Here is a 22,975-nt window from a genome sequence, read left to right as displayed (position 1 = left end):
CATCTGGATGTTCACGGTATCTTGGCTGCGGAGCGGACGGCAACGAGGAGGACGGTTGGCCCGGCTCACCAGAGCGGAGACCCAGGAGCGCAATCGCGCGAGGGTGCTGGCCGCGGCCAGGGCGGAGTTCGCCGAGCGCGGGTTCAGGGAAGCCAAGATCGACGACATCGCCGACCGCGCCGAGCTCACGCGCGGAGCGGTCTACTCGAACTTCCCCGGCAAGCGGGCGCTCTACTTCGCCGTGCTGGCCGACCTGGCCGAGCGCGTGCCCGTGACCGCCCCCGAGGAGCCCGCGCTCACCGTGCGGGAGGCCCTCGGCGAGGTGGCGCGCGCCTGGGTGACCCGGCTGCCGCTGGCCACCGAGGACGAGCGCCAGCCGAGCAGGCTGAGCATGCACCTGATCCCCGAGATCCTCGCCGACGAGGTCACGCGGCGGCCGTACGCGCAGCTCATGCAGCTCAACGCGGTCCTGCTCGGGCTGGCCATGGAGCGGCTGCGCCCGCCGAAGGAGCCGGACGGGCGGCTGGTGCGGCTGGCCGAGTCGGTGCTCACGGTCCTGCAGGGAGCCACGCAGCTGTCGGCCGCGGCGCCGGGGTTCGTGGAGCCGTTCAACGTGATCCGGGTGTGCGAGCAGCTCGCCGGCCTCGACCTGGGCGACCGGTGGGCGCCGGCGCCCCTGCTCCCCCGGGTGCGGGAGACGGCCGAGCCCTGGTCGCCGCCGCCCGGGGCGATCGACGCGGTCGGCGGCGGGCCGGCCCGGCTGGAGCGCGACGGCGTGGTGGCGGTGCTCGGGCTGCACCGGCTCTCGGCCGCCGAGGACGCGGTCCGCGCGGCGCCGGCGGACGCCGAGGTCACCGCCGTCGTGGCGACGGGCGCGCCCAAGGAGCTGCTGCCGCTGGCCCGGCTGGTGATCGCCGAGATGAGCACGTGCCTGCGGCAGGCGTTCCCGCGGCCTGCGTGGCCGCGGCTGCGGGTGGTGTACGACGAGAGCGGCGCGCTGGCGGCGGCGGCCGGGGTGGCGGAGCCCGGCGACGACACGGAGGTCGCGCTCCGGGTGCGGTCGGGCCGGATCGTCGTGCGCGCGGAGGGCTACGGCGCCGGACATGCGGCCGCCCGGCACCCCTGACCGCGGCGGGCGCGACCGCAGGACGGGTCCCGCTGACCTGGGCGGGCGCGACCGCGGGATCGGGTTCCTCGCCGGATGGAACCGGCGGGCGGGCAAACGCTGTCCAAGCCATGGGCGACGTTCACGCCGGTGTCCCGCCCGTCGGCCGCCTGTGCGGCAGGCCGTGGTGTTGCCGGGAGCCGGCTGACGCCGCGGACGGCCCTTCCCGTCCGCCGCGGGTGCTGGACGTCGCCCCCCGCCAACCCGTCACGGGCCGAGCACGCGACCGAGAGCGCGGCCCGCTCTCAGAGGGTCGTGGGCAGCACCGGCAGGCCGCGGACACCGGGGTCGGCGCAGAAGATCGCCCCCGCCTCCGGCTGTTCCGCACGGTCCACGCCGAGGGCCGAGGTGGTGACGAACAGCCGGTCGAGGTCCTCGCCGCCGAACGTGACCGCCGTGACCTTGCCTACCGGCAGCCGGACGACGGCGTCGAGCCGCCCGCCCGGGTCGTACCTGTGCACGGCCCCGCCCTGCCACATCGCCACCCACACCCCGCCCTCGGCGTCCACCGTCAGCCCGTCGGGCGCGCCCCGCTCCGGGTCCACCACGGCGAACGGCCGCCGCCCGCTCAGCCCCTCCTCGGGGTCGTAGTCGAGCACGTCCACGCGCCCGGTGGCGGTGTCGGCGTAGTAGGCCAGCCGCCCGTCCGGGCTGAAGCAGAACCCGTTCGAGATCGTCACCTCGGGCAGCACCACCCGCAGCGCGCCTCCCGGCCCGGCCACGTAGAACGAGCCGCGGCCCGGCGAGGCGTCGTAGGCCATGCTGCCGATGTAGAAGCGGCCGTCGGGGTCGCAGCCGCCCTCGTTCATGCGGATCCCGGGCTCGCTCCACGCCTCGCCCAGCGAGCGCAGCGGGGCGTCGAGGTCGTCGGAGCCGGCCAGCAGCAGCTCCCGCTCGGCGGCGACGACGTACCCGCCGGAGACGCGCGGCCGTACGACCGCGGCCACCGCGCCGACGTGCCGGCGGCGCACCGCGCCGTCGGCGGCGAGCGCGAGCACGTCCCCCGCCAGCATGTCCACCCACCGCAGCCCGCCCCAGCGGGCGGACCACACGGGCCCCTCGCCGTGCTCGGCGACGGGGCCGGTGACGGTGTACGCGGTGATGGTCATGCCACTCCCCCGCGTGCCGGTCGAGCGCTCCGAGCAGTGAGCCTGATCACGGACGCCACCTAACCGCGCGACGGGCCGCTCCGACAAGCCCGTTACGCGAACGTTACGGACGGTGCACCCCCACACTTTCGTTCATGGCCCTCTGACCTGCTCTTTTGCCGTCCATGGCCTGCTTGCGAGGCCCGGGGAAGATTTCTTCCGGGTTATTGACGAAATTTGAGCCTCTTGGGCAGACTCTCCGCATTGCGCACGAACGGCGGCCCCGCACCCGGCCCTCCGGGTGGGGCGAGTTCGGCATGCGCCGAGGCGGAAGGACACAATTGATGACTGGTTCCGACAACGGGTCGAACGTCGACCGACGATCCCTGCTGACCGGGGTGGCGGGCCTCCTGGGAGCGGCGGCGTTGCCGGCCTCCGCGGCCCAGGCGTCCGCGGGCACTTCGCCGGCGGCTGCTGTCGCCTCCCAGGCGGAGACCGCGTCGATGCGGCGTTACCCGGCGAACTGGCCCGAACCCGAGCCCTACGGCCTCGCCGACACCCGCCAGGACCTGTGGCCGCGTGACGACAACTCCTTCGTCCTCCCCCTGGAGCTGCGCCCCCGCGACGAGGAGCTCGGCCGGGTCTGGATCCGCGACACCTACGTCAACTGCTTCCGCGTGGGCGGCCGCCCCCTCTACGTCGCCACGGGCACCACCCGCGCGCCCGGCCTCGCCGCGGCCGGCCCGTGGAACGACGGCATCTTCATCTGGACGGCCCGGTCCCTGCGCGGCCCGTGGCGGCTGGCCGACACCACGCGCATCCGGCCGGACGCCGAGAAGGGCAAGGTGTGGTCGCCCGAGTTCGCCGGGGAGAACCGGCCGGGGCGGGTGGTCGTGGCTCCGTGGCAGGAGCACTGGACCGACGAGGGCCAGTTCGGCAAGCGGGGCAACGCGTGGGCGCCGGAGGTGCACTACTTCCGCGGCAAGTGGTACATCGTGGCGTGCATGGGCGACCACTCCCAGAAGGTCGGCTCGTTCATGCTGGTGAGCGAGGGCGGGGTGGAGGGCCCGTACCGGCTGGTCGAGGGCAACCACGACAAGCCGTTCGGCGACTCGTTCATCGGCGGGCCCAACTGGATCAAGCCCGGCGCCTACCACCACATCGACGGCAGCCTCTACGCCGAGGGCGACGACGCGTGGCTGGTGCTGCACAACCACCTGTACGCGAAGTTCCGGGACGACATGGAGGACATCGTCCCGACCACGAACCTGCCGAAGTTCCAGCAGACGCCCTACACGCCCGAGCCGTACCTCGAAGGCGCCTACGTCTTCAAGCACGGCGGCAAGTACTACCTGCTGCACGCCGCGTGGGACCGGTCGTCGGTCAACGCCGACGGCAGCACGCGCTACGCCTACGACCCGCCCGCCGCCGGCCGGGTGCAGTACCAGTACGACGCCGTCGTGGCCGTCTCGGACACCTTCGAGGGACCGTACTCGAAGCGGTGGACCGCGGGCGTCGGCGCGGGTCACAACAACCTCTTCGTCGACCACAGCGGCAAGGTCTGGGCGACGTTCTTCCGCAACCCCGCCTTCGGCTACTGGGCCGACCCGTCACGCGTCGGCGACGCCGCCGTGGCCGGCGTGGTGCGGATGGAGTGGACCGGCCCCGAGGGCAACCGCCTGTACGTCCAGCGTCCGAACCGGGGGCACTGAGCCCGGCCCCGCGGTGGCGCGGCCGCTCCGCCTCGCCACCGCGCGGTTCCCCATCGAGCTGCGCGCACGTTGATCAAGCTCGCCGTCCGGCCGGCTCGGGCTCATCGAGGGGCACGCGCGGCGCGGCGGGGCGCGGCCGGGAGGGCTGGAGCTGGGCGGCGGCCAGCGCGGCCAGCACGACGACCGCGCCGAACGCCTGGGCGGCGGTGAGCTCCTGGCCGAGCACGATCCATCCCAGCGCGGTCGCCACGACGGGGCTGAGCAGCCCGAGGAAGGTGACCTTGGTGGCCGACAACACCCGCAGCCCCCTGAACCACAGGGCGTAGGCGAGCGCCGCCCCGATGAGCGAGAGGTAGGCGTACCCGGCGACGTTCGCCCCGCTCAACGTCGCCGGCGGCGCCCCTTCGACGACCAGCGCGACGGGAACCAGCAGCAAACCGCCGGCGACGAGCTGCCATCCGGTGGTGGCCAGCAGCGGCGCGGGCGACTGCCACCGCTTGCTCAGCACGACCCCGACCGCCATGACGGCGGCCCCGCCGAGCGCCGCGGCCACGCCCAGCATGTCCAGCCGCGCATCAGCACGCAGCACGAGCAGGCCGACCCCGGCCACGCCCGCCACGGCGGCCACCATGGTGCGCCAGGTGAGCCGCTCGCCGAGCAGCCCCGCCGACAGCAGGGCGACCAACAGCGGCTGGATGGCGCCGACGGTCGCCGCCACCCCTCCGGGCAGCCGGTACGCCCCCACGAACAACAACGCGAAGAACACGCCGATGTTCAGCGCTCCCAGCACCAGCGCCCGCCACCACCAGATCCCCCGCGGCAGGCACCGGGTGATGGCGACCAGCAGCAGACCGGCGGGCAGGGCCCGGAGCACGGCGGCCAGGAGCGGGCGGCCGGGCGGGAGGAGCTCGGTGGTGACGAGATACGTGGTGCCCCAGATGGCGGGGGTCAGCGCGGTCACGAGGACGAGGCCCGTTCGATTCCTTAGCACTAAGACAAAGTATCTCAACGCTAAGCAACCTGTCGCGTGATATACCTCACCGCTAAGACATCGGTAGGCTGGGGCGGTGGCCGATCATGTCGAACTCGTCCTGAAGCAATGGCACGACCAGCGCCCTGACCTGGATGTCTCCCCGATGGGCGTGATCGGGCGGCTGTCGCGCCTGCACCGGCTGATCGACGCGGAGCTACGCCGGACGTTCGCCGCACACGAGCTGGACAGGGCCTCGTTCGACGTCCTGGCCACGCTGCGCCGCAGCGACCCGCCGCACCGGCTGACGCCCGCCGAGCTGATGCGCGCCTCCATGATCACCTCGGGCGCGGTGACGCAGCGCCTCGACCGCCTGGAGGCACGCGGGCTGGTGAGGCGCACGCCCAGCGAGTCGGACGGGCGCGTCGTCCACGTGACGCTCACCGAGGAGGGGTACGCGCTGATCGAACGCGTGCTGCCCGACCACGTCGAGACGGAGCACCGGGTGCTGGCCGCACTGCCGGAGGACCGCCGCGCGGCCCTCGCCGAAACGCTGCGCGACCTGCTGGAGTCCCTGGGGGACACGGCGGACGCGCTGTGAGGCGTGCGAAGCGGGGTGGCGTCGCCTGGGTGACCTGACGAGGTGACGTGGCGGTACAGTCCGGTCGGCGGGATGGCGTCAGCGGCGGCGCGGGCGGCGGCCCGCACGCTTGCCGCCGGCCGGGCGGCGCTCGCCACTGCCGCCACTGCCGCCGTTGCTGCCCTGTGCCCAGTGGGCAGGGCGGGTCAGCCGGGCGGGCAGCCGGGTGGCGGAGTCGCCCCTGGCGGCGTTGACCTGCGCCTGGGTCAGGAAGATGCAGCCCGTGAGATCGGCCCCCGACAGGTCGGCGCCCCGCAGGTCGGCCCCGATCAGGTCCGCCTGCCGCAGGTCGGCGCCCCGCAGGTCGGCCCCGATGAGATAGGCCCCGCGCAGGTTGGCGCCGCGCAACCCGGCCCCCTTCAGCCGGGCGCCGATGAGGTCGGCTCCCCTGCGTTCCTTGCCGTTCAGCCCGGCCCGCGCCAGCTCGCTCGCCCGCAGCAGCAGCTCGTTCACCTCACCCCGGTGGGCGGCCACGTCGAGCTTCTCCAGCACGCCGGCGCTCTGCCTGGTGAGCCGCTCGGTCTCGGCCAGGGCGAGCCGCAGCGTGTCGTGCAGCGGCCGCGTGGCGTCCAGGGTCAACGCCTCGGCGAGGTACCACAGCAGCTCGTGGAGCTGCCGCATGACGGGGAACACCGCGTACATCTGCCGCGCCGTGTCCGGCGCCTCCCGCCAGCTGCGTCCCTCGTACGTGACCTGCGACACCTTCTGCCCGGCCCCGAAGCAGTCGAACACCGTGCACCCGGGGAACCCGCGCTCCCGCAGCTGCGCGTGGATCGAGCAGCGGAAGTCGTCGCGCAGGTTGTGGCAGGGCTGCCCGTCGTCCTTGTCCACGGCGAAGTCGGCAGAGGCCGAGAACGGCAGCGCGACGCAGCACAGCCCGAAGCAACTCTCACAGTCGGCCAGCAGGCCGAGCTCTCGGGGGTTCGTGACATGCTCCTCGGGCTCAGCGGGAAACGGTACAAGCAGTCAGTCAAGGGTACTCAAGGATGGACGTACGGCGTCGTCGTGGTGAGCTCGGCGAAGCCCAGCCGCAGCAGGATGGGGTGGCTCTGGTCGGAGGCGTCCACCTGCAGGTACTCGTAGCCGCGCGCCACCGCCTCCCGGGCGCGGTAGGCGACCAGCGCCCGGTAGACGCCCCGCCCCCGCCACTCCGGCACGGTGCCGCCGCCCCACAGGCCCGCGAACCGGGTGCCGGTGGGCAGGTCCATGCGGGCGGCGCTGATCGGCACGTCGCCCGCCATGGCGACGACCGCGACGACGGTGCCGGCGGCGAGCTGGGCGAGCAGGGCCTGCCTGATGTGTACGCGCCCGGCGCCGAAGGCGGCCTCGTGCACGTCGGCCACCAGCTCCACGCCGGCCTGATCGGTCACCGGTACCAGGCGGACCCCGTCGGGGGCGGGAGTGTCGGGGATCCCGGCGGCCCGCGCCACCATGAGCGTCTCGGCGGGTTCGGGGGTGAAGCCGGCGGACAGGAGGCGGCTACCGAGGTCGGCGGGCCGGTCGTGGCCGTACAGCTTCCACTCGAACGGGCGCCCGAGCGCACCGAAGTACCGCACCTGCGCGGCGATCGCGGCGTCGGCGTCCTGGCCGTCGCCGCGCAGGCCGGACCAGAGAACACCGTTCCAGCCGTCCTCCGGCCCCACCTGGCGCACCACGTCGCCGTCACGCTCGATCTCGGTGTCCGGGCCGGCGGCCACGGCCTCGCGCCGCGACTCCCGGTCGAAGGCCGCCAGTACCTCTGCATGATTCACCGGGACACCTCACCAGCGGCCCCGTCCCGCCCGCAACCGATTTACCTCCCGGCCGGCTGCCGGAACGCCGCCACCGGTCAGCGCCCCGCCCATACCTCCCGGACACATGGCTGCCGGTCAGCCCCCGTAACGCCGCTGCCGGTCAGCGAAGCTGCGCAGCGCGCGCAGGAAGTCGATCTCGCGGAACGCCGGCCAGTACGCCTCGCAGAAGTACAGCTCGGAGTAGGCGGACTGCCAGAGCAGGAAGTTCGACATGCGCTGCTCGCCGCTGGTCCTGATGACCAGGTCGGGGTCCGGCTGCCCGGCCGTGTACAGGTGGCGGGCCACGTCGTCCACGGTCAGGGACGAGGCCAGCTCCACCATGGACTGCCCGGCCTCGGCCCGCTCGTACAGCAGCTCGCGCAGCGCCTCGATGACTTCCTGGCGGCCGCCGTACCCGATGGCCAGGGTGAGATGGAAGCCGGTGTCGCAGGTGCGGGTGGCCTCGACGGCGCTCTTGAGCGCGCGGGCCGTGGTGTCGGGCAGGATGTCGAGCATCCCGGCCACGTGAACCCGCCAGCGGGCGTCGGGGCGGTCGAAGTGGTCGGCGACCATCTGCTCGATCACCTTCAGCAGGAAGGCCACCTCCTCGTCGCCGCGGCGCTGGAGGTTCTCCGTCGAGCAGAGGAACACGGTCAGGTGCTGGATGCCGAGCCCTTCGCACCAGGTCAGCACGTGCTCGATGTGGTCGGCGCCGTACTTGTGGCCCATGCTCGGGTTGGCCATGCCCATCTGCTTGGCCCAGCGCCGGTTGCCGTCCATGATCAGGCCGACGTGGCGGGGCAGAGGTCCCGCCATGACCTGACGGCGCAGGCGCCGGGCGTAGAGGGAGTGAAGGAGGTCAGTCGTCTGCACCCTCCAAGGATGACGCGGACGGCGGTCCGGAACCTGATCTTTCCCGATTTCTGACGGATAAGCTCTCCGACGCCTCCCCTGCCGGGCCGTGGCCCGCAAGATCGTCGTGGGCGACTTGGCGCCAGCGCCCGACTTGGTCGGCGGACGATGAGGGCGCCGTTGTGCATCAGGTCATCCCAGGCTTCATCGCTGACCCCTCGTCGGGCGCGGGCATTGCCGGAAGTGCCGCCGCACGGGCCGAAGCAGACCAGAACCCCCCTTCGCCGCGTGCTGCCGTCACGGCTACTGGAGGTGGTGGCGGTCCGCCGATGCCACGTGTCTTGGCTGTGCGCCGAACATGCGCGGTTCTTATGGGAGGGCGTCCTCAAGGGTCCTGGCGACAAGGTAGCCTGCTGCCGTGATGGCCAGAAAACCAAATCCATAATCAATCCGACCCATAGCAAATAGCGCAAGCGTGGACATCATGCCACCAGCTGTCGCCCCCATAAAAGCAAAACTCATAAATGTTACAAGCATGAAGATGACAACGACCGTGAATCCATGAAAGCCGCGGAGAGTCCGCCTGATCGATGGTAGTGCGATCCGTGCCAAAATAAAGGTGAGAGCGCCGACAACTATCATTCCGGCTGCGACTGCCGCCAAGATCCACGGGTTGTTGAGCCAGGACTCGGCGGTGCATCCGACGAGCAAGATGACAACACCGAATCCTCCTATTGCAAAATACAGGGGGGCTCCTGCAATGAAAAACAGCACAGCCTTCACCTCGCTGGTAGCGGCCTCATTTGGGTGGGATCGGCGTACTGCCACCTGAAACCGTCGCCAACGCGCCTGGCGAGACGGCCAGGCGACCATCTGCGGGAAACGCTTCGGCGAGGAACTCGTCCGAGAACACTTCGCCCAGCACATCCCGCAGCCACACCGCTGGGCTGCCCTTTGGGGAAGGCTCCGCAAGCACTTGGGCGGTCAACTCGGGCGCCTGTCGCCCATGTCGCTCCTCCAGCATCTCCGACTCCCCCTCCCGAGCGCCAAGATCTCACCATCAGTGTCGTTCCGGTAGCTCAATAATGACCGCAATGGGGGTCCCCAGCGGGGTCCTTCACGAGAGGGAGGAAGTCAATCGTGTCCTCCTGATTTCAACGGATATGGGTCAGGGCAGCAGCGGCGACCGACGCTCCCGCGGGACACGTACCGTCCTGTGACACCCCGCGTTCCGGAATGGTCGTCGTGCCGATCAACTGATCGACATCGTCCACCGCGACGAAGATGAAGCAGATCCGCTGAAACTCGGCCTGCACAGCCTGGTGCTGTCCCACCGGCACCTGCGAGACGCGCCCGTTCTTGGTCATCGTCTTCGCATAGGACAGTGGTAGATCCAGCGCGAGGCTGACGTTCTGCCCCGCCAGTTTCCACGTGCATGACACTCCATGCTTGCGGGGCTCCTGCTTCCCCCGGCCGCTGATTCCCAGGGCCGCGAGGTCGCGCTCGTCGAGAGCCAGGCACGGCTTGGACGCCAACTGCTCCCGGGGATACTTGCGCAGCTGCGCGGGAGCCGAGGCAGAGGCGAACGAAGAAGGTGAGGCAGGGGCGGAGGAGAAGTGCGTCGGATGGGGAGACGGTCTCCGCGAACCGGCTTGCCCGCTCGAACACCCGACGCTGAGCAGGACCCCGGCAAGGACGAGCACCAGCCCGGTCTTTCGGCGAGTCAACCCGCTCCTGAGCCGCCGATCAAGATCGAAACGCAGCATATCGGCATGATAGAGGCGTCTGTCCGGGACCGGTCCCCACGAGCCCGCCGGAGTCGTGTTCGCCCATGTCGTGGGACTGACGACGTTCCCGCGGGTCGCCTCGCCACCGTCCGATGGCTAGGTGTCTCGTTGAGATTCCTCTGATCCTGTTTCTGCCGGGGCCCGAGGACAGAGGCCTACGGCGTGAGGCCGGCCAGGCACCTGGCCGCTGAGGCACCTGAGCCGGCTGGATCGAGGAGCCGCCGATCAGGCGGCGGGCTCGTTGCGCAGGGTGACGTTGATCCGGTTCCACGCGTTGATTGCGGCGATGGCCATGACGAGCCCGGCCAGCTGCTCCTCGTCGTAGTGGTCGGCGACATCGTCCCAGACCGCGTCGGGCACGCCGTCGGGGTTGTCGGCCAGACGCGTGGCCGCCTCGGCCAGCGCCAGGGCCGCTCGCTCCTCCTCCGAGAAGAACGGGGTGTCGCGCCAGGCGGCGACGCCGAACAGGCGCTGGTCGGACACGCCGGACTGCCGGGCCTCACGAGCGTGCATGTCGACGCAGAATCCGCAGCCGTTGATCTGGCTGACCCGCAGCTTCAGCAGGTGGAGGGTGGTTTCCGGGACCGGGCTGCCGCCGATGTATGCCTCCAGGGCCAACATCGCCTTCATCCCTTCGGCGGCGGGCTTGCGCATGCTCATACGCATGGACCTTCTCCATTCTCACTATCTTAGATATTGGATATCCAGAATTTTGGCGGACGGGCGAGCTGCCTACCCGAGGGCTTGCTCAGCGCCGCCTGGCGAACCAGGTGCGCGTGGCGTCGGGGGTGCCGGGCGCCTGGCGCTCCACCCGTGCCTTGATGTCGGCCAGGGTCTGCCCGGCCAGCTCTCTGCGCCAGGCCAGCTCGGCCTGCCGCATCGACTGCGAGATGAGGCAGGCCTTGCGGTAGTCGACGTCCTCCCGCCCGGCAGGACCCTTGCGCAGCACCTGTTCGCAGCGGAACACCTCCCCCGGGCCCTCTATCGCCGTCACCACGTCGAGCAGCGTGATCCGCTCCGGCGGGCGCGCCAGCCGGAACCCGCCCCGGGGGCCGGGCGTCGAAGTGAGGATCTGCGCCCGCGACAGCGCCTGAAGCTGCTTGTTCAGGTACGCCGCCGGCAGCTCGTAGAACGCCGCCAGCTGGACCGCTGTCATCGCCTCCCCGGACTCCACCCAGGTCAGGTTCAGGCAGCAGTGCAGGGCCCATTCCACTCCCTCACTCATCCGCATAACCTGGATACTAAACATCCAGGATTGTCCGGCGCAACTCGGCGCACGCGCCCGAGCTGCAGGCCAAGAGCCGCCCAGGGGAGCCGGCGCTTGATCCACTTGACCGCGGATCAGTAAGGTTTGGCGCTTTCCTCCTCACCCCCATCCCGGAGTGCCTCATGCGCCGCCATCGTTTCGGCCGGCTCGCCGCCGGCTTCGCGGCTCTCTACTTGGCCGCCGTGATCGTCCTTGCCGTCGTCGGACTGGTCACCGGCGACCTCGTCCCGCTGTGGAGGGTCGTGGCGGACCCGGACGGATACCTGGCGGACGAGATCGGGGCGTGGCCGTGGCTGCCCGCCCTGCTGGTGCCGATCGCGGCGGTGCAGGCGTGGGCGTATCGGGAGGTGTTGCGCGGGCGGCTGCGCGGAGAACCGGCGCGGCACGGCAGGGAGGCGCGACTGCTGCGGGTCGTTCTCTACGCCATGATCGTGTACGTCCTGACCTGGGAACTGCCGATCCCCTACCTCTGGTGGCTGTCGCTGGTCGCCGATGTGATCGAGCTCGCGGTGATATGGCTGTTCTTCCGCGTGCTGCGGGGGAGCATCCGCCGATGGCTGCGGGTGCTCATGCTCGTGACCGGCACGCTCAGCGTGGTGCACAACGTGGTCACCACCATCGCGTACCAGACGGGCAACCACCTCTTCGCCGGGCAGAGCTGGACCTGGGCGCTGGGCGTGCTGTGGTCGGTGTGGCTGGTGTCGCTGCTGGTGGCGCAGGCGCGGGATCCGCGCTGGTGCGGCGCGACGGTACGGGCCGGCGTGATCGCGGTCCTGTTGTCCTTCCTCTCGTCCGGCTCGGTCTCGCTCGTGGCGTTCGGCGGCTCGGACGCGGTGCCGTGGAAGCTGCTGATGCCCTCGCTCCTGGGCGCGGTTTCGGTCTTCTCGCTGGTCTGGTGGGCGCGGTCCGCGCACGACCTGGGCACGCTCCAGCCTCCCGCGCCCCGGACGGAGCCCGTGTGGGCGCGCGCCAGGTGGTGGCCACTGCCGGCCGTGGCGATCGTGCTCCCGCTGGTCCCCGCGGCCGTCAACCTCGCACAGGGGGTGCCGTTCTGGCTCGGGCCGAAGAACGCGCTGAGCGACGCGGTACGCGAGTACACCGGATCGGAGGCCACCGCGTACTGGTTCGCGCTCGACCTCCTCGTCGGCGTCGGCGCGCCGGCGGTGCTGATCCTGCTCGCCGTGCGGCGGCGGACGCGCACGTTACTGCGCGCTACGACGCTGAGCCTGTTCCTGCTGGGCGGGGCCGGCGCCGTGAGCGCGCTCACTTCGGAGCACTCCACCTTCTTCGGGGAGCTGTGGCTCTACCCGGAAAGCCTCTACGTCGAGCAGGGCGCCACCGTCCCCTACGAGAGCGCCCAGCTCCTCTCCCCCGGCATCTCCCCGCTCTGGTACGCCCTCGCGCTCACCGCCTCCGGCCTCATCCTGCTCCTTCTGTACGCCGCCCCGCCCGCCCACCGCGTCCGCCACCACGTCCTCCTGGCGGCGCTCGCCTCGGCCGTGACCCTGTGCCTGCTGCCCGCAGCGGACATGGCCCGCGGCCCCGTCGCGGACTGCGAGATGCCCGAGTGGTGGGAGATCGACACGGGCGAGGCGGAGCCGCGCGAGCTGACGGCCGAGCAGAAGTTCGTGTGCTCCCTGCGCGGCGACTACAGCGCACAGGGCCTGCACGTGTTCCCCGGCACCACGCCCGACCAGGTCGTGCTCGCCTACGGACGCCACCTGTGCGGCGTCCACACCCGCAACGACCCACGGGAGCTGGCCCGGCTGAAGATCGACCGCGCGTCCCTCACCTCTCCTCTGGCCGGCATCTGTCCCAGCGCCACCACCATCGTCCAGGCCGCGAAGGCCAAGCAGGACCAGGAGATCGCGGCGATGCAGGCCGACTCCCAAGCCATGTGCGACGCCACGCCGCACCACCGCCCGCGCATCAAGCCGGCCCGGGCGACCCGGATGAAGGAGCCGCAGTGGACCGACTACGGGGTGCTGCAGACGTACGAGGGGGAAGGAGAGGAGGAGACCGAGCCGGACATGGACGCCGGCAACGGGCTGGTCTTCTCCGCGCGCGGCGTCCTGGCCGTCATGACCCACCCCGACTTCGACCTCTGCGTCACCCTGGAGACCTACACCCGCCGGCCGCCCGTCGAGACCACGGGCTGGGACAAGGTGGTCGAGGTCGGCTACTACAGCCCGGGCGGCGAGATCGTGCTCTACGACAGCCTCAGCGGCACCGAGCTGCCCAACCTCGCCCTCAACGGGCGCAAGGGGCACTACCGTATCCGCGTGCACTACGCCTGGTTCCCCTGGAAGGGCGAGGCGCAGAGTGGGCAGCGGCTGCTCATCATGGCGTATCCGGGCAAGGGCGACAAGGAGATCGTCCACCGGAACCGGAAGTGACCCCGGGCGCGTGGCGGGACGTCAACGCTGACGGCTCTCCCGACCCGTCAGCCGCCGCTACCTGGTTCGCGCTGATCTGCATGAAGACGCTGAGCTGCTGGCGCTCCGGCACGAGAACCAGGTACTCCGCCGTCAACTCGGCGGCATCTGTCACGCGGGTGTGGTGTGGCCCCTCCGCCCCGGGGGGCGGAGGGGCCGCGACCTGCTGGGAAGCGATCTATCCGAGCACCGGGTAGTTCGCGCGGAACACGTTGTGCGGGTCACGGGCCCGCTTGATCTCCCGCAGCCGCGCGAGCGCGCTGCCGGAGAAGGACTTCGCCGCCGTGTCACCGGGAGACAGCAGGGTGTACGGCTTGCGGCCGCTGGTGTAGGCCTCCAGGTCGGCCACGACCTCGGCCTGCTTGGCGCGCGTCGCGCCGGCCACGTGCGGCAGGCCGAGACCCAGCAGGCCGAGCAGGTACGGCTCAGCCACCGCGCCGCTCGCCCCGGCCCCGCCGCCCGGCTCGGCGAGCGCCCCGCCCAGGTGCCTGATCTGCACGTTGATGAGCGGTTCGACCGGCTTGGCCAGCAGGAGCTCCACCGCGTCCGCGTCCAGGCCGGTGAGCAGCTCCGCACGAGTGATGGACGGGGCCGGATCGGTGGGCTCGGCGGTGATGCCGCCCAGGCCGGCGACCGGGACGACGCCGCGGCTGTCGGAGATCGCGCCCCCGATCTTGTCGATGCGCGCCAGCAGGACCTCCCCTTGAGCCGCCTCACCCAGGTGGACCAGGTCCAGCGTGACCATCGGCGGCGCGCCGGGCGGCTGGAGCCGGTTGATCCAGACACTGAGTTCACGCGGCGCCTCGGCGGTGATCTCCAGGAACGCGTCGTACACCTCCCTGGTCCGGTGCTCCGGCCAGATCACCCGCCCGCCGTACAGGACCGGCGCGGGATACAGCTCGAGTTCGAGGGCGGTCACCACCGCGAAGTCCCCGCCACCGCCGCGCAGCGCCCAGAACAGCTCCGGATCGGACTCGGCGGTCACCCGGCCCGGCTCGCCCTCGGCGTCCACGATGTCGACGGCCCGCACGCTGTCGGAGGCGAAGCCGTACTTGCGGCTGAACCAGCCCACCCCGCCGCCCAGGGTGTAGCCGGTCACGCTGACCCCCGGCGCGCTGCCGGTCAGGCCGGTCAGGCCCAGCGGACCGGCCGCCGCCAGCACCTGCCCCCACTTCACGCCCGCGCCCACCCGGACCATGCGCTCCTCCGCGCGTACCTCCACCTCGTTCAGCAGGCCGGTACGCAACAGGATCAGGCCCTCCACGTCACCCGAGGCGCCATGCCCGCTCGGCTGCGCGGTCACCGTCATGCCCGCCCGCCGCGCGTAACGCACCAGCGCCGCCACGTCATCGGCATCCGCGGCCTCCACCACGGCCGCCACCGGCTGCCTGACGGTCAGGTTCCACGCGGCGGACGCCTGTTCGAAGCCGTCGTCACCGGGCAGGAGCACGCGGCCCTTGAGGGCACCGCGCAGATCGTTGATGGTCATTATCGTCTCCCCTTTCGAGTTGTCAGAGAATGCGGGCGTCAGGCGGGCTGCGCGGCGGTCGCCGGGGTGGTGCCGGTCTCGCGGAGGGTCAGCAACCCCGTGACCGCGATCAGCGCCGCGGTCAGGCCGTGGATGCCGAGCGCGGCGGCCGTGGATCCGTGGTGGGCCAGGACGTTGACCATGTCGCCGAACGGGGCGACGGCCACCATCAGCAGGACCCAGCCCAACGGGCGGCGGTGGCCCGTCACCAGCAGGATGCCCATGGCCAGGCCCATCGCGATCTCGCGGCTGCCCTTCACGATGGAGAAGCCGCTGCCGTCAGAGGGCCAGTCCGCCAGCCCCGGGAAGGTGGTCCCGAGGGGCAGGACGAAGGACAACCCGAGGTAGAGGGTGAACAGGACGACGACGGCGGCCAGGACGGTGTTGAGCTTCTTCAGCGACATGGTCGTTCTCCTTGCATGTACGGACGGGCAGGGTTCAGCCGCGGACACGGCGGATGTGGCGGGCGTAGCGGGGGCGGCCGATGACATGCCAGATGACGCGGACCGGGGCGGGAAGGCCGCTGAGGACGATGGCGCGCTCGGCCGGGTTCGCGTCCTCCAGGACGGCGCCGAAGAGCGTGAGCAGGGTGAGCTTGGGCGTGTTGTTCACCAGGTGGTCGCCCAGGGAGGCCCACTCCTGTTGGGTGATGTGCTTGGCCACGAGCGGGAGGAGGGTGGCCTCCTCGTCGTCGAGGTGTTCCAGCAGGACCGCGCGGTGCTCGCAGAGGGCGGCCGCCAGGGTGTCGCGTTCGTCGGCGCCCGCGGTGGCCTCCCAGGCGGGCAGCGCGGCGTCCAGCCTGCTCAGGGTGACCGCGACGCGCTCGTGCTGGGCCTGCATGCGCAGGACGATGTCGGCCTCCAGGTCCACCCGGGAAAGGAGCGGCGGCCACAGCAGCTCGTCCTCGCTCTCGTGGTGGTTGTGCAGGACCAGCCGGTAGACGCGGAAGTAGCCGGCGACCACCTTGGCGCGAGCGGTGTCACCCGGGGCGACGGCCGCCACGAGCTCCACCAGCAGCCGTGACTCACGGCGGAGCACGCGGTGGACGATCTCCATGTCCCGGGTGTTGACGCTCATCTGTTCCCGCCCCTTCATCGGTTGCGATGTGTTCAGGCTGCTCCTGGGTGTTTGGAGGGGATTTGGAGGGGACTTGGAACGTCCACGTAAGATGTGTGGATCATGGTCTTCATCCGGGTGCTGGGCTCCTTCGTGGCCGAGGTCGGCGGCGAGCCCGTTCCCTTGGGCGGGCCGCGGCAGCGGGGCGTGCTGGCGCTGCTGGTGGCGGCGCGTGGGCAGGTCGTGCCGGTCGACCGGATGATCGAGGATCTGTGGCGCGGGGAGCCGCCCGCGCGGGCGCTGATGTCCCTGCAGGCGTACGTGTCCAACCTGCGCCGGCTGCTGGAGCCCGGACGCCCGCCGCGCACGCCGGCCCGGCTGCTGGTGAGCGCGGCGCCGGGTTACGCGTTGCGGCTGCCACCGGAGGCGGTGGACGCGTGGCGGTTCGAGGGCCTGCTGGGCCAAGCGCGTACGGACACCGACCTGCGCGCCGCGCGGGCTCGGCTCGCCGAGGCGCTGGGGCTGTGGCAGGGACCGGCGTTCGCCGAGGTCGCCGACGAGCCGTGGGCCGCCGCCGAGACGGCCCGGCTGAACGAGCTGCGCCTGGTTGCCACCGAGCTGCACGTCGCGGCGGGTCTGCGCATCGGCGACCCCGCCGCGGTGGTCCCCGAGGCCGAGCGGCTCACCCGCGACGAGCCCCTCCGCGAGGAAGGCTGGCGGCTGCACGCCTTGGCACTGTGGAGCAGCGGCCGCCAAGCCGACGCGCTGGCGACGCTCCGCCGCGCCCGCGGCATCCTCGCCGAGGAGCTCGGGCTCGACCCCGGCCCGGACCTGACGGCGCTGGAGGAGGCGATCCTCACCCAGCGCGCAGACGTCCTACGCGCGACCGTGCCCCCGCCCCCGCTGACCGCACCGCTGCCGCAGGTGGCCCCTCTCCCGGGGACGGCTCCGATCGTCGAGGCGCCGTTCGTCGGACGCGAGGCCCAACTGTCGGCGCTGGTCACGGCCGCCACCGGGGCCGCCACCGACGGAGCCCGTATCGCCCTTGTCACCGGCGAGGCCGGGCTCGGCAAGTCGACGCTGCTGGAACACCTCGGCAGGCGGCTCGAACGTGACGGATGGCTGGTCGCCGTCGGCCGCTGCCCCGAGGTCGACGGCGCGCCGCCCGCGTGGGCCTGGACCGAGGCGCTGAGCGCCGTCGCCGCGTCCAGGTCCCCGGGCGAGTTCGCGGACGACCTCGCCCCGCTGCTCACCGACACCGGGCCGGCGAACGCCGACGCCACCGCTGGACGGTTCCGCCTGCGCCAAGCCGTGTGGAAGTGGCTCGCGGCGGTCGCCACGGAACGCCCGGTCGCCGTCGTGCTGGACGACCTGCACTGGGCGGACGCCACCACGCTGGAACTGCTCGGCGGCGGCCTCGGCATGCGGGCCCCGATCCTGGTCGTCGCCGCGTACCGCGCGGACGAGAGCGGGCACCTCACCGAAACGCTGGCCTCCCTCGCCCGCGCCACGCCCCTGCGCCTGGCGCTGCCGGGGCTGAACGGCGAGGCCGTCGCGGAGCTCGTACGGGCCGAATGCGAGGCCGACGAGGAGACCATCGCGGGGATCGCCGAGCGCACCGGCGGCAATCCGTTCTACGTGCGCGAAAGCGCCCGGCTGCTGAACGGCGAAGGCGCGCTGGTCGCCCTCTCCGAGGTCCCCGAAGGCGTACGGGACGTCCTGCGCCGCCGGCTCGCGCGCCTGCCCGAGGGAGGCGTGTCCGTCCTCCGGCTGGCCGCGGTCGCAGGCCGGGAAAGTTCAGTGGACGTCCTCGTCAAGGCCGCCGACACCGACGAGGACGGCGTGATGGACGCCCTGGACGCGGGCGTCATCGCCGGGCTCCTCGACGAACCCGGCCCGGGACGCGTCCGCTTCGTCCACGCCCTCGTCAGGGACACGCTCATCGCCGACGTCAGCAGATTGCGTGCTACCCGGATGCACGCCCGGATCGCCGCCGCTCTTGAAGGAACCGACGACATCGCGGCGCTGGCCCATCACTACGCGCGCGCCGGCTCACCGAAGGCCGTCGGCTACTGCGTCCAGGCCGCCGAGCTCGCCGAGGCCCGCTACGCCCACGACGTGGCGGCCGACCTCCTCACCGATGCCGTCACCAACTCGACCGGACCGGACGAACGCGTCGAACTGCTCGGCAGGCTGCTGCGCGCGCAGATCCGGGCGGGGTCCGTCGCAGCCGCCCGCGAGACGCGCCGTCAAGCCGTGGAGTACGCAGAGTCCCTGGGCCGCGACGACCTGATGATCGCCGCATTCACCGCGTGGACAGAGCCCACCGCCTGGCGGGCCCGTACATACGGCACGGTGGACCGGCCCGTCGTCGACCGCCTGAGCCGCCTGCTGAAGCGTGACCTGACCCCTTCGGTGCGGTCCCGGCTCCTGACGGCGTACGCGCACGAACTGGTCGGCGAGGACGACCCGGCCGTTGTAGAGGCAGCACAGGAGGCGCTCGACCTCGCCACCGAACCCCGGTTGCGGGCCGCGGCACTCGAGATCCTGGCCGAAGTCCACCGCGACGTCGCGCTCTGCCGGGAGCTCGTGGAGATCGGCATCGAGCACGACCTGCCGGTCTACCGCGTCACTGGGCTGCTCAACCATGCCGGCGTCGCCGCCGCCGCCAATGACCCGGTGACCATGCACCAGGTGATCACCGAGGCCCTGGAACTCGCGCGTACCTACCGGATGCGCGAGGCGATCTCCGTCGCCGAGATCACGCTGGCGAGCCTGGCGCTCGTCGAAGGCCGATTCGCCGACGCCGAGCGCCTCTACATCAAGGCCGACGAGGGCATGCGGCGCATCGGATCGGTGCACACGGGCTTTTTCCACCTTGCCCTGGCTACGATCTGGCTGAACGAGGGCACGCTCGGTGCGCACCTGGACGACGTGCGCGCCCTCCACGCCGCGCTCGGCCCCATGGCCTGCGACCTGCTCGCGCTCGCCCTCCACGCCAACGGCCTGGACGCCGAAGCCCGCGAGGTCCGCGCGTCATCCAGCCCGATCCGCCCCGACTTCTTCTTCACCTTCCTCACAACGTTGCGCGCGATGGCCGTCGTCGCCTTGAACGACCGCGATGCCGCCGAGGAGATCTACGCGACGCTGCTTCCGCATCGCAACGGCCCCCCGGCGGGCGCCGCGAGCCTGTCGTTGGCGCTGCGTCCGGTCGCCCACACCCTGGGTGAACTGGCCGTCTACCTCGGCCGCACCGACGAGGCCGCCGCCCACTTCGCCCAGGCCGCCACCATCGCCGACCACTGGAACGCACCCCACTGGGCCGCCGAGGCCCGGTTGCGCGCGACCACCTAGCCTCTGCCCACGGCGCTACCGCGCACGGCGGCGTGGCCTTCGAGCCGTGACAGGCTGCGCGGTCAGCTGCTGAACAGATCGATGAGGTCCTGGGCGCGTGGCGCCACCCGCCGGGCCAGGATGCCCATGGTCAGCGGCTGGTGCAGGCTGCCGAGGATGGCCGCGCGGGCCTCGCCCGGGAAGAACCGCATGAGGTCGGCGTGCCGGCGGCCCGTCGCGGCGGGCCGGGGATCCTCGATCGCGCCCCGCCAGTGCGACACCGGCCGCCCGCCGGTGATCTCCTCCAGCTCCCCCGGCAGCACCACGTCCGGCAACACCGTGAACCCGGGCGAGGCCAGCGACCGCACCACCATCTCATCCTGGTCGCCCGCCGCCGAACGCAACCGCTGCCGCCAGCTCTCCGGGGCACCACGGCCCCGACCGGACAACGCATCGGTGATCAACGCCAGCATCGACAGCCCCGGCGACAACGTCACCGACCCCGGCATCCGATCAAGCCGCTCCACCACCAGACTCGTCCGCATCCCGCTTCCTCCGACACGACATCCCCCGCACCACTGGCCGAGGGCGCGTTCCCGCGCCCGCCGCGCGCCCCACGTGGCGGTTCTTCGGACCCTCCGGATGCTGTCAGCCGGCTCTTCAGGTCTTCTTACGGTCGGTGGCCGGTCCGGGCCGTCCGAGTCACCTCCAGGTCGCGCGCTTGAGAATCGCCGCCAGGCCAGGGGTGTCCCAAACGTCCACGACCACGATGCCGGCCTCGCGCAGGTGCCAGACCCGCTGGGTGAAGGCCGAGACCTTCTTGCCCTTGTCGTTCCTGCAGTGCGCGGCCCAGGCCCGGTACCGGGCCTGGTGGCCGCGCCCGGCCGGGCGCGTGGCGGCCACGGCCGGCCTGTGCGTGGGGAAGGACCACCACAGCTTGTCGTCGGCGGGGCAGGGAACCACGCCGGTGCTCGGGTGCCAGGGCCTCTTGCCGGTGTACGGCGACATCTCGTGGCCGGTCCTGATCGCCTTCGGCCCGTACAGCTCGAACGAGTCGCACTCCACGTACGACCCCCTCTTCGGACATGTCCCCGTCACCACCTGCACGGTGGGACCGTCGCCGGTGGAATGGCGGTACACCTTCCAGCCGGACGGGATCTTCAGCTGCATGCCCCTGAAGGACACCGTCTCGGTCGTGGCGGCCGCGGCGGCCGGGACGGTCGCCGCGGCTCCGACACCGCCGATCACGATGCCGACGGCGACCAGACGCTTGATCCTTTTCATCCCCATGGCTCGTTGGACACCTGATCGCGTCGAATGGTTCTCTCCCGCGCCGGCCGGCTTCACAGGCCGAGGTAGGCCAGCACGGCGCGGACCCGCCGGTGCCCGGCGTCGGCCGGGGCGAGGCCGAGCTTGAGGAAGATGTTGCCGATGTGCTTGTGAACGGCGCGTTCGGTGATGAAGAGGCGGCCCGCGATGTCGGTGTTGGCCAGCCCCTGGACCATGAGGGCGAGAACCTCGCGCTCCCTGGGCGTCAGGAGGTGTTGAAGGCGCAGCCCTCGGACTGCTCCGCGGCGGGCCTGCCGGGGTGCCACATGTGGTAGGCGCATCAGCTGGGAGCGGCCGTCGAAGACGTCGATCAACGGCACCGGCCCGCGCGCTCCGATCAGCGGCGTCCGGGGATCGACTTCGACCATCGGGAGGCGGCGCCGAGCGGCGGTGATCGCGTCGCCCTCGCGGGTGTGGACCTTCTCCCTGGCCCGCAGCCGGTCCAGTGCGGCCTGGAACGGGGCCCGGTCGACGACCGGAGGCTTGGCCGTTTCCTCTATCGGTGAGGCGCTGCGTCCGGTGGGCTGGTTCGTCATGGTGAGATCCTCTCTCGAATCGCGGCTCCCGGCCCGGGGCGAGGGAAGTTCGGGTTCCCGCCGCCGGCGGGTCCGCGATCGGAGAAAAGCGGCCCGGCGCCCGCTGAGACGAGGGTCAGGCGCTCATCCGGAGCCACAGGAAGAGGGCCAGGGTCAGCAGGGCGAAGCCGCCCACGATCTTGACCCAGGTCTGGCCGGTGGAGTCGTCCTTCAGCAGCCCTTCGGCCGAGCCCTGGGCGATGGTCACCAGCACCAGCCACGGGCTCCACGCCACCAGCAGGCAGCAGGCGACGTCATGGCAGATGCCCGCCACATCCCGGAGCAGCCGGCGCGGGGCCAGCAGAGGACCGGGGTGCTCGCGGGTCATGTCCTTCCCGTCGGGGTCGGCGGCGTTCAGATGGAAGGACGCCTTGACCGTCACGAGCATGCCAGCGGACATGACGAAGGCGGTCCACAGCCCCATCCAGGCCGCCTCCGCCGCATCCAGCGCGGCCCAGGTGACCAGCCCCACGCGCAGCAGTTCGAACATCACCACCGGGAACAGGGCGAGCACCGCCCGGGGAGGCTTGCGCCCGGCCGCCCCGAAGGCGATCGCCGGCAAGGCGGTCATCGCGACCCCGACGACGATCAGCACGAGCGCGAGCCCGAAGCTTCCCCACGTCGGGCTCGCCGCCCACAGCCACACCACCACGCCGGCGACGACGATCAGCAGCAGGTGCCGGCGCATCTCGAGCAGCCGGTATTTGCCGATGTCTACCGTGCGGCCTTCCCCTGTCATACGTAGTCCCCTTCACGTCGAGGTGGCAGCAGGCCCATCGTGCCGACCGGCCCCGCACTGCTTCAATCTTTTCGGGATAAATCGAAATGAAGGTGGCCGGACCCGCGCTGCGGGCCGGCCACCGGTAAAGGCCTATCCCTTGACATATCCGAGCTTGAAATCGCTCTTGACCGGATTGGCGCCGGTGCTCTCGCAGTCGGACTTCAGCGAGAAGAAATGGCTCTGCGACTTGGCCCAGTGGCAGCGGTAGATCGGGCGGGTGAAGCCGGGGACGGCGCTGCTGTAGAGGTAGCGACATCCTGCGGGAGACCCTCCGGGAGATCGACGAACGCATGGAGGTCCTGAACCGTGACCGTCAGGCACCGATCCGCTACCTCGACGCCGCCGAGATCGACTAGGCCCAGGCCTCCACCGTCATCTCCCGGAGTGGCACCCGCCGCACAGTGCCGTGCGGTGGAAACGAGGCAGGAAGTCCAGGCCGGCGATGCGCCGCAGTTCCGCGTGGTCCAGCCAGGCCGGATACGAGCCGAGGGAGAAGTCCGGTGCGCGGCCGCCCGCAGTTCGTCGCCGCCAGCTCAAGCCGGCCGTCGCGGGCCTGATCCTGGTCGCCCGCCCCCCCATGCCGACTGGCAACGTGACGTATTCGACTGTGTCGTATTCGCTGGTTGGTCGGGTGCGATGCGAGCGGGTGAGCCTGTTCGGCGACGGCTCAGATGATCTCCCCTGC

At 71.5% G+C, this 22,975-nt stretch carries 22 protein-coding genes; 5 read left to right on the top strand and 17 right to left on the bottom strand.

From position 1 onward, the window contains the following. Positions 1-55 precede the first annotated feature (55 nt). On the top strand, positions 56-1,126 hold the full coding sequence (locus ACBJ32_RS06535) for a TetR/AcrR family transcriptional regulator (RefSeq protein WP_375125903.1): 1,071 nt from the start codon (positions 56-58) through the stop codon (positions 1,124-1,126). 284 nt (positions 1,127-1,410) lie between these two features. Here the strand turns inward: ACBJ32_RS06535 and ACBJ32_RS06530 are convergent, their stop codons facing one another. Next, the gene (locus ACBJ32_RS06530) at positions 1,411-2,274 is read right to left on the bottom strand and encodes an SMP-30/gluconolactonase/LRE family protein (RefSeq protein WP_375125902.1); all 864 of its coding nucleotides are present in this window, start codon (positions 2,272-2,274) and stop codon (positions 1,411-1,413) included. Between the two features lie 323 nt (positions 2,275-2,597). On the opposite strand from ACBJ32_RS06530, the gene ACBJ32_RS06525 reads away from it, so the two are divergent. After that, positions 2,598-3,965, top strand: coding sequence for a family 43 glycosylhydrolase (locus tag ACBJ32_RS06525; protein ID WP_375125901.1), 1,368 nt, complete (start codon positions 2,598-2,600; stop codon positions 3,963-3,965). Positions 3,966-4,038: 73 nt separating this feature from the next. Here ACBJ32_RS06525 and ACBJ32_RS06520 read toward each other — a convergent pair whose 3' ends face one another. Continuing rightward, positions 4,039-4,956, bottom strand: coding sequence for an EamA family transporter (locus ACBJ32_RS06520; RefSeq protein WP_375125900.1), 918 nt, complete (start codon positions 4,954-4,956; stop codon positions 4,039-4,041). A 76-nt stretch (positions 4,957-5,032) separates the two neighbouring features. Between ACBJ32_RS06520 and ACBJ32_RS06515 the strand changes: the two genes are divergently transcribed. Further along, the gene (locus ACBJ32_RS06515; RefSeq protein ID WP_375125899.1) at positions 5,033-5,536 is read left to right on the top strand and encodes a MarR family winged helix-turn-helix transcriptional regulator; all 504 of its coding nucleotides are present in this window, start codon (positions 5,033-5,035) and stop codon (positions 5,534-5,536) included. A gap of 78 nt (positions 5,537-5,614) precedes the next feature. Here ACBJ32_RS06515 and ACBJ32_RS06510 read toward each other — a convergent pair whose 3' ends face one another. The 8 genes from ACBJ32_RS06510 to ACBJ32_RS06475 form a co-directional block, all read right to left on the bottom strand. After that, positions 5,615-6,481 carry a pentapeptide repeat-containing protein gene (locus tag ACBJ32_RS06510; RefSeq protein WP_375125978.1) on the bottom strand — a complete coding sequence of 289 codons (867 nt, stop codon included), beginning with the start codon at positions 6,479-6,481 and terminating at the stop codon, positions 5,615-5,617. Between the two features lie 74 nt (positions 6,482-6,555). Then, positions 6,556-7,326 (bottom strand): GNAT family N-acetyltransferase, encoded by a 771-nt coding sequence (locus ACBJ32_RS06505; RefSeq protein ID WP_375125898.1) that lies wholly within the window; start codon positions 7,324-7,326, stop codon positions 6,556-6,558. 117 nt (positions 7,327-7,443) lie between these two features. After that, a complete protein-coding gene (gene uppS / locus ACBJ32_RS06500) occupies positions 7,444-8,220 on the bottom strand; it encodes a polyprenyl diphosphate synthase (RefSeq protein WP_357885589.1) in 777 nt (258 codons plus the stop codon). 348 nt (positions 8,221-8,568) lie between these two features. Beyond that, a complete protein-coding gene (locus ACBJ32_RS06495; RefSeq protein WP_375125897.1) occupies positions 8,569-8,973 on the bottom strand; it encodes a hypothetical protein in 405 nt (134 codons plus the stop codon). 25 nt (positions 8,974-8,998) lie between these two features. Continuing rightward, entirely contained in the window at positions 8,999-9,223 is a 225-nt protein-coding gene (locus tag ACBJ32_RS06490; protein WP_375125896.1) for a hypothetical protein, read from the bottom strand. A gap of 130 nt (positions 9,224-9,353) precedes the next feature. Continuing rightward, positions 9,354-9,965, bottom strand: coding sequence for a DUF3558 family protein (locus tag ACBJ32_RS06485; RefSeq protein WP_375125895.1), 612 nt, complete (start codon positions 9,963-9,965; stop codon positions 9,354-9,356). Between the two features lie 246 nt (positions 9,966-10,211). Then, positions 10,212-10,652 (bottom strand): carboxymuconolactone decarboxylase family protein, encoded by a 441-nt coding sequence (locus tag ACBJ32_RS06480; protein ID WP_375125894.1) that lies wholly within the window; start codon positions 10,650-10,652, stop codon positions 10,212-10,214. A gap of 82 nt (positions 10,653-10,734) precedes the next feature. Further along, positions 10,735-11,211, bottom strand: a complete 477-nt coding sequence (locus ACBJ32_RS06475; protein WP_375125893.1) for an RrF2 family transcriptional regulator — start codon at positions 11,209-11,211, stop codon at positions 10,735-10,737. 164 nt (positions 11,212-11,375) lie between these two features. Here ACBJ32_RS06475 and ACBJ32_RS06470 point away from each other — a divergent pair, with 164 nt between their 5' ends. Then, positions 11,376-13,649, top strand: a complete 2,274-nt coding sequence (locus ACBJ32_RS06470; RefSeq protein ID WP_375125892.1) for a hypothetical protein — start codon at positions 11,376-11,378, stop codon at positions 13,647-13,649. 217 nt (positions 13,650-13,866) lie between these two features. Here ACBJ32_RS06470 and ACBJ32_RS06465 read toward each other — a convergent pair whose 3' ends face one another. The 3 genes from ACBJ32_RS06465 to ACBJ32_RS06455 are packed head-to-tail and all read right to left on the bottom strand — an operon-like array spanning position 13,867 to position 16,293. Then, positions 13,867-15,177 carry an FAD-binding oxidoreductase gene (locus ACBJ32_RS06465; RefSeq protein ID WP_375125891.1) on the bottom strand — a complete coding sequence of 437 codons (1,311 nt, stop codon included), beginning with the start codon at positions 15,175-15,177 and terminating at the stop codon, positions 13,867-13,869. Positions 15,178-15,215: 38 nt separating this feature from the next. Next, positions 15,216-15,620 (bottom strand): DUF4267 domain-containing protein, encoded by a 405-nt coding sequence (locus ACBJ32_RS06460; RefSeq protein ID WP_375125890.1) that lies wholly within the window; start codon positions 15,618-15,620, stop codon positions 15,216-15,218. 34 nt (positions 15,621-15,654) lie between these two features. Next, a complete protein-coding gene (locus ACBJ32_RS06455) occupies positions 15,655-16,293 on the bottom strand; it encodes a hemerythrin domain-containing protein (RefSeq protein WP_375125889.1) in 639 nt (212 codons plus the stop codon). Between the two features lie 102 nt (positions 16,294-16,395). Between ACBJ32_RS06455 and ACBJ32_RS06450 the strand changes: the two genes are divergently transcribed. Beyond that, positions 16,396-19,626, top strand: a complete 3,231-nt coding sequence (locus tag ACBJ32_RS06450; protein WP_375125888.1) for a BTAD domain-containing putative transcriptional regulator — start codon at positions 16,396-16,398, stop codon at positions 19,624-19,626. 62 nt (positions 19,627-19,688) lie between these two features. On the opposite strand, the gene ACBJ32_RS06445 is transcribed toward ACBJ32_RS06450, so the two are convergent. The 4 genes from ACBJ32_RS06445 to ACBJ32_RS06430 form a co-directional block, all read right to left on the bottom strand. Next, positions 19,689-20,150, bottom strand: coding sequence for a hypothetical protein (locus ACBJ32_RS06445; RefSeq protein WP_375125887.1), 462 nt, complete (start codon positions 20,148-20,150; stop codon positions 19,689-19,691). A 157-nt stretch (positions 20,151-20,307) separates the two neighbouring features. After that, positions 20,308-20,889 (bottom strand): hypothetical protein, encoded by a 582-nt coding sequence (locus ACBJ32_RS06440; protein WP_375125886.1) that lies wholly within the window; start codon positions 20,887-20,889, stop codon positions 20,308-20,310. A 59-nt stretch (positions 20,890-20,948) separates the two neighbouring features. Next, positions 20,949-21,470, bottom strand: coding sequence for a DUF899 family protein (locus ACBJ32_RS06435; protein WP_375125885.1), 522 nt, complete (start codon positions 21,468-21,470; stop codon positions 20,949-20,951). 115 nt (positions 21,471-21,585) lie between these two features. Next, positions 21,586-22,248, bottom strand: a complete 663-nt coding sequence (locus ACBJ32_RS06430) for a hypothetical protein (protein WP_375125884.1) — start codon at positions 22,246-22,248, stop codon at positions 21,586-21,588. Between the last annotated feature and the right edge of the window lie 727 nt (positions 22,249-22,975).

This window comes from Nonomuraea sp. GTA35 (assembly GCF_041950525.1).
In the GTDB taxonomy this organism is placed as follows: Bacteria; Actinomycetota; Actinomycetes; order Streptosporangiales; family Streptosporangiaceae; genus Nonomuraea.
The sequence above is the reverse complement of the archived record's forward strand: the minus strand, read 5'-3'. Positions and strand labels throughout refer to the sequence as shown.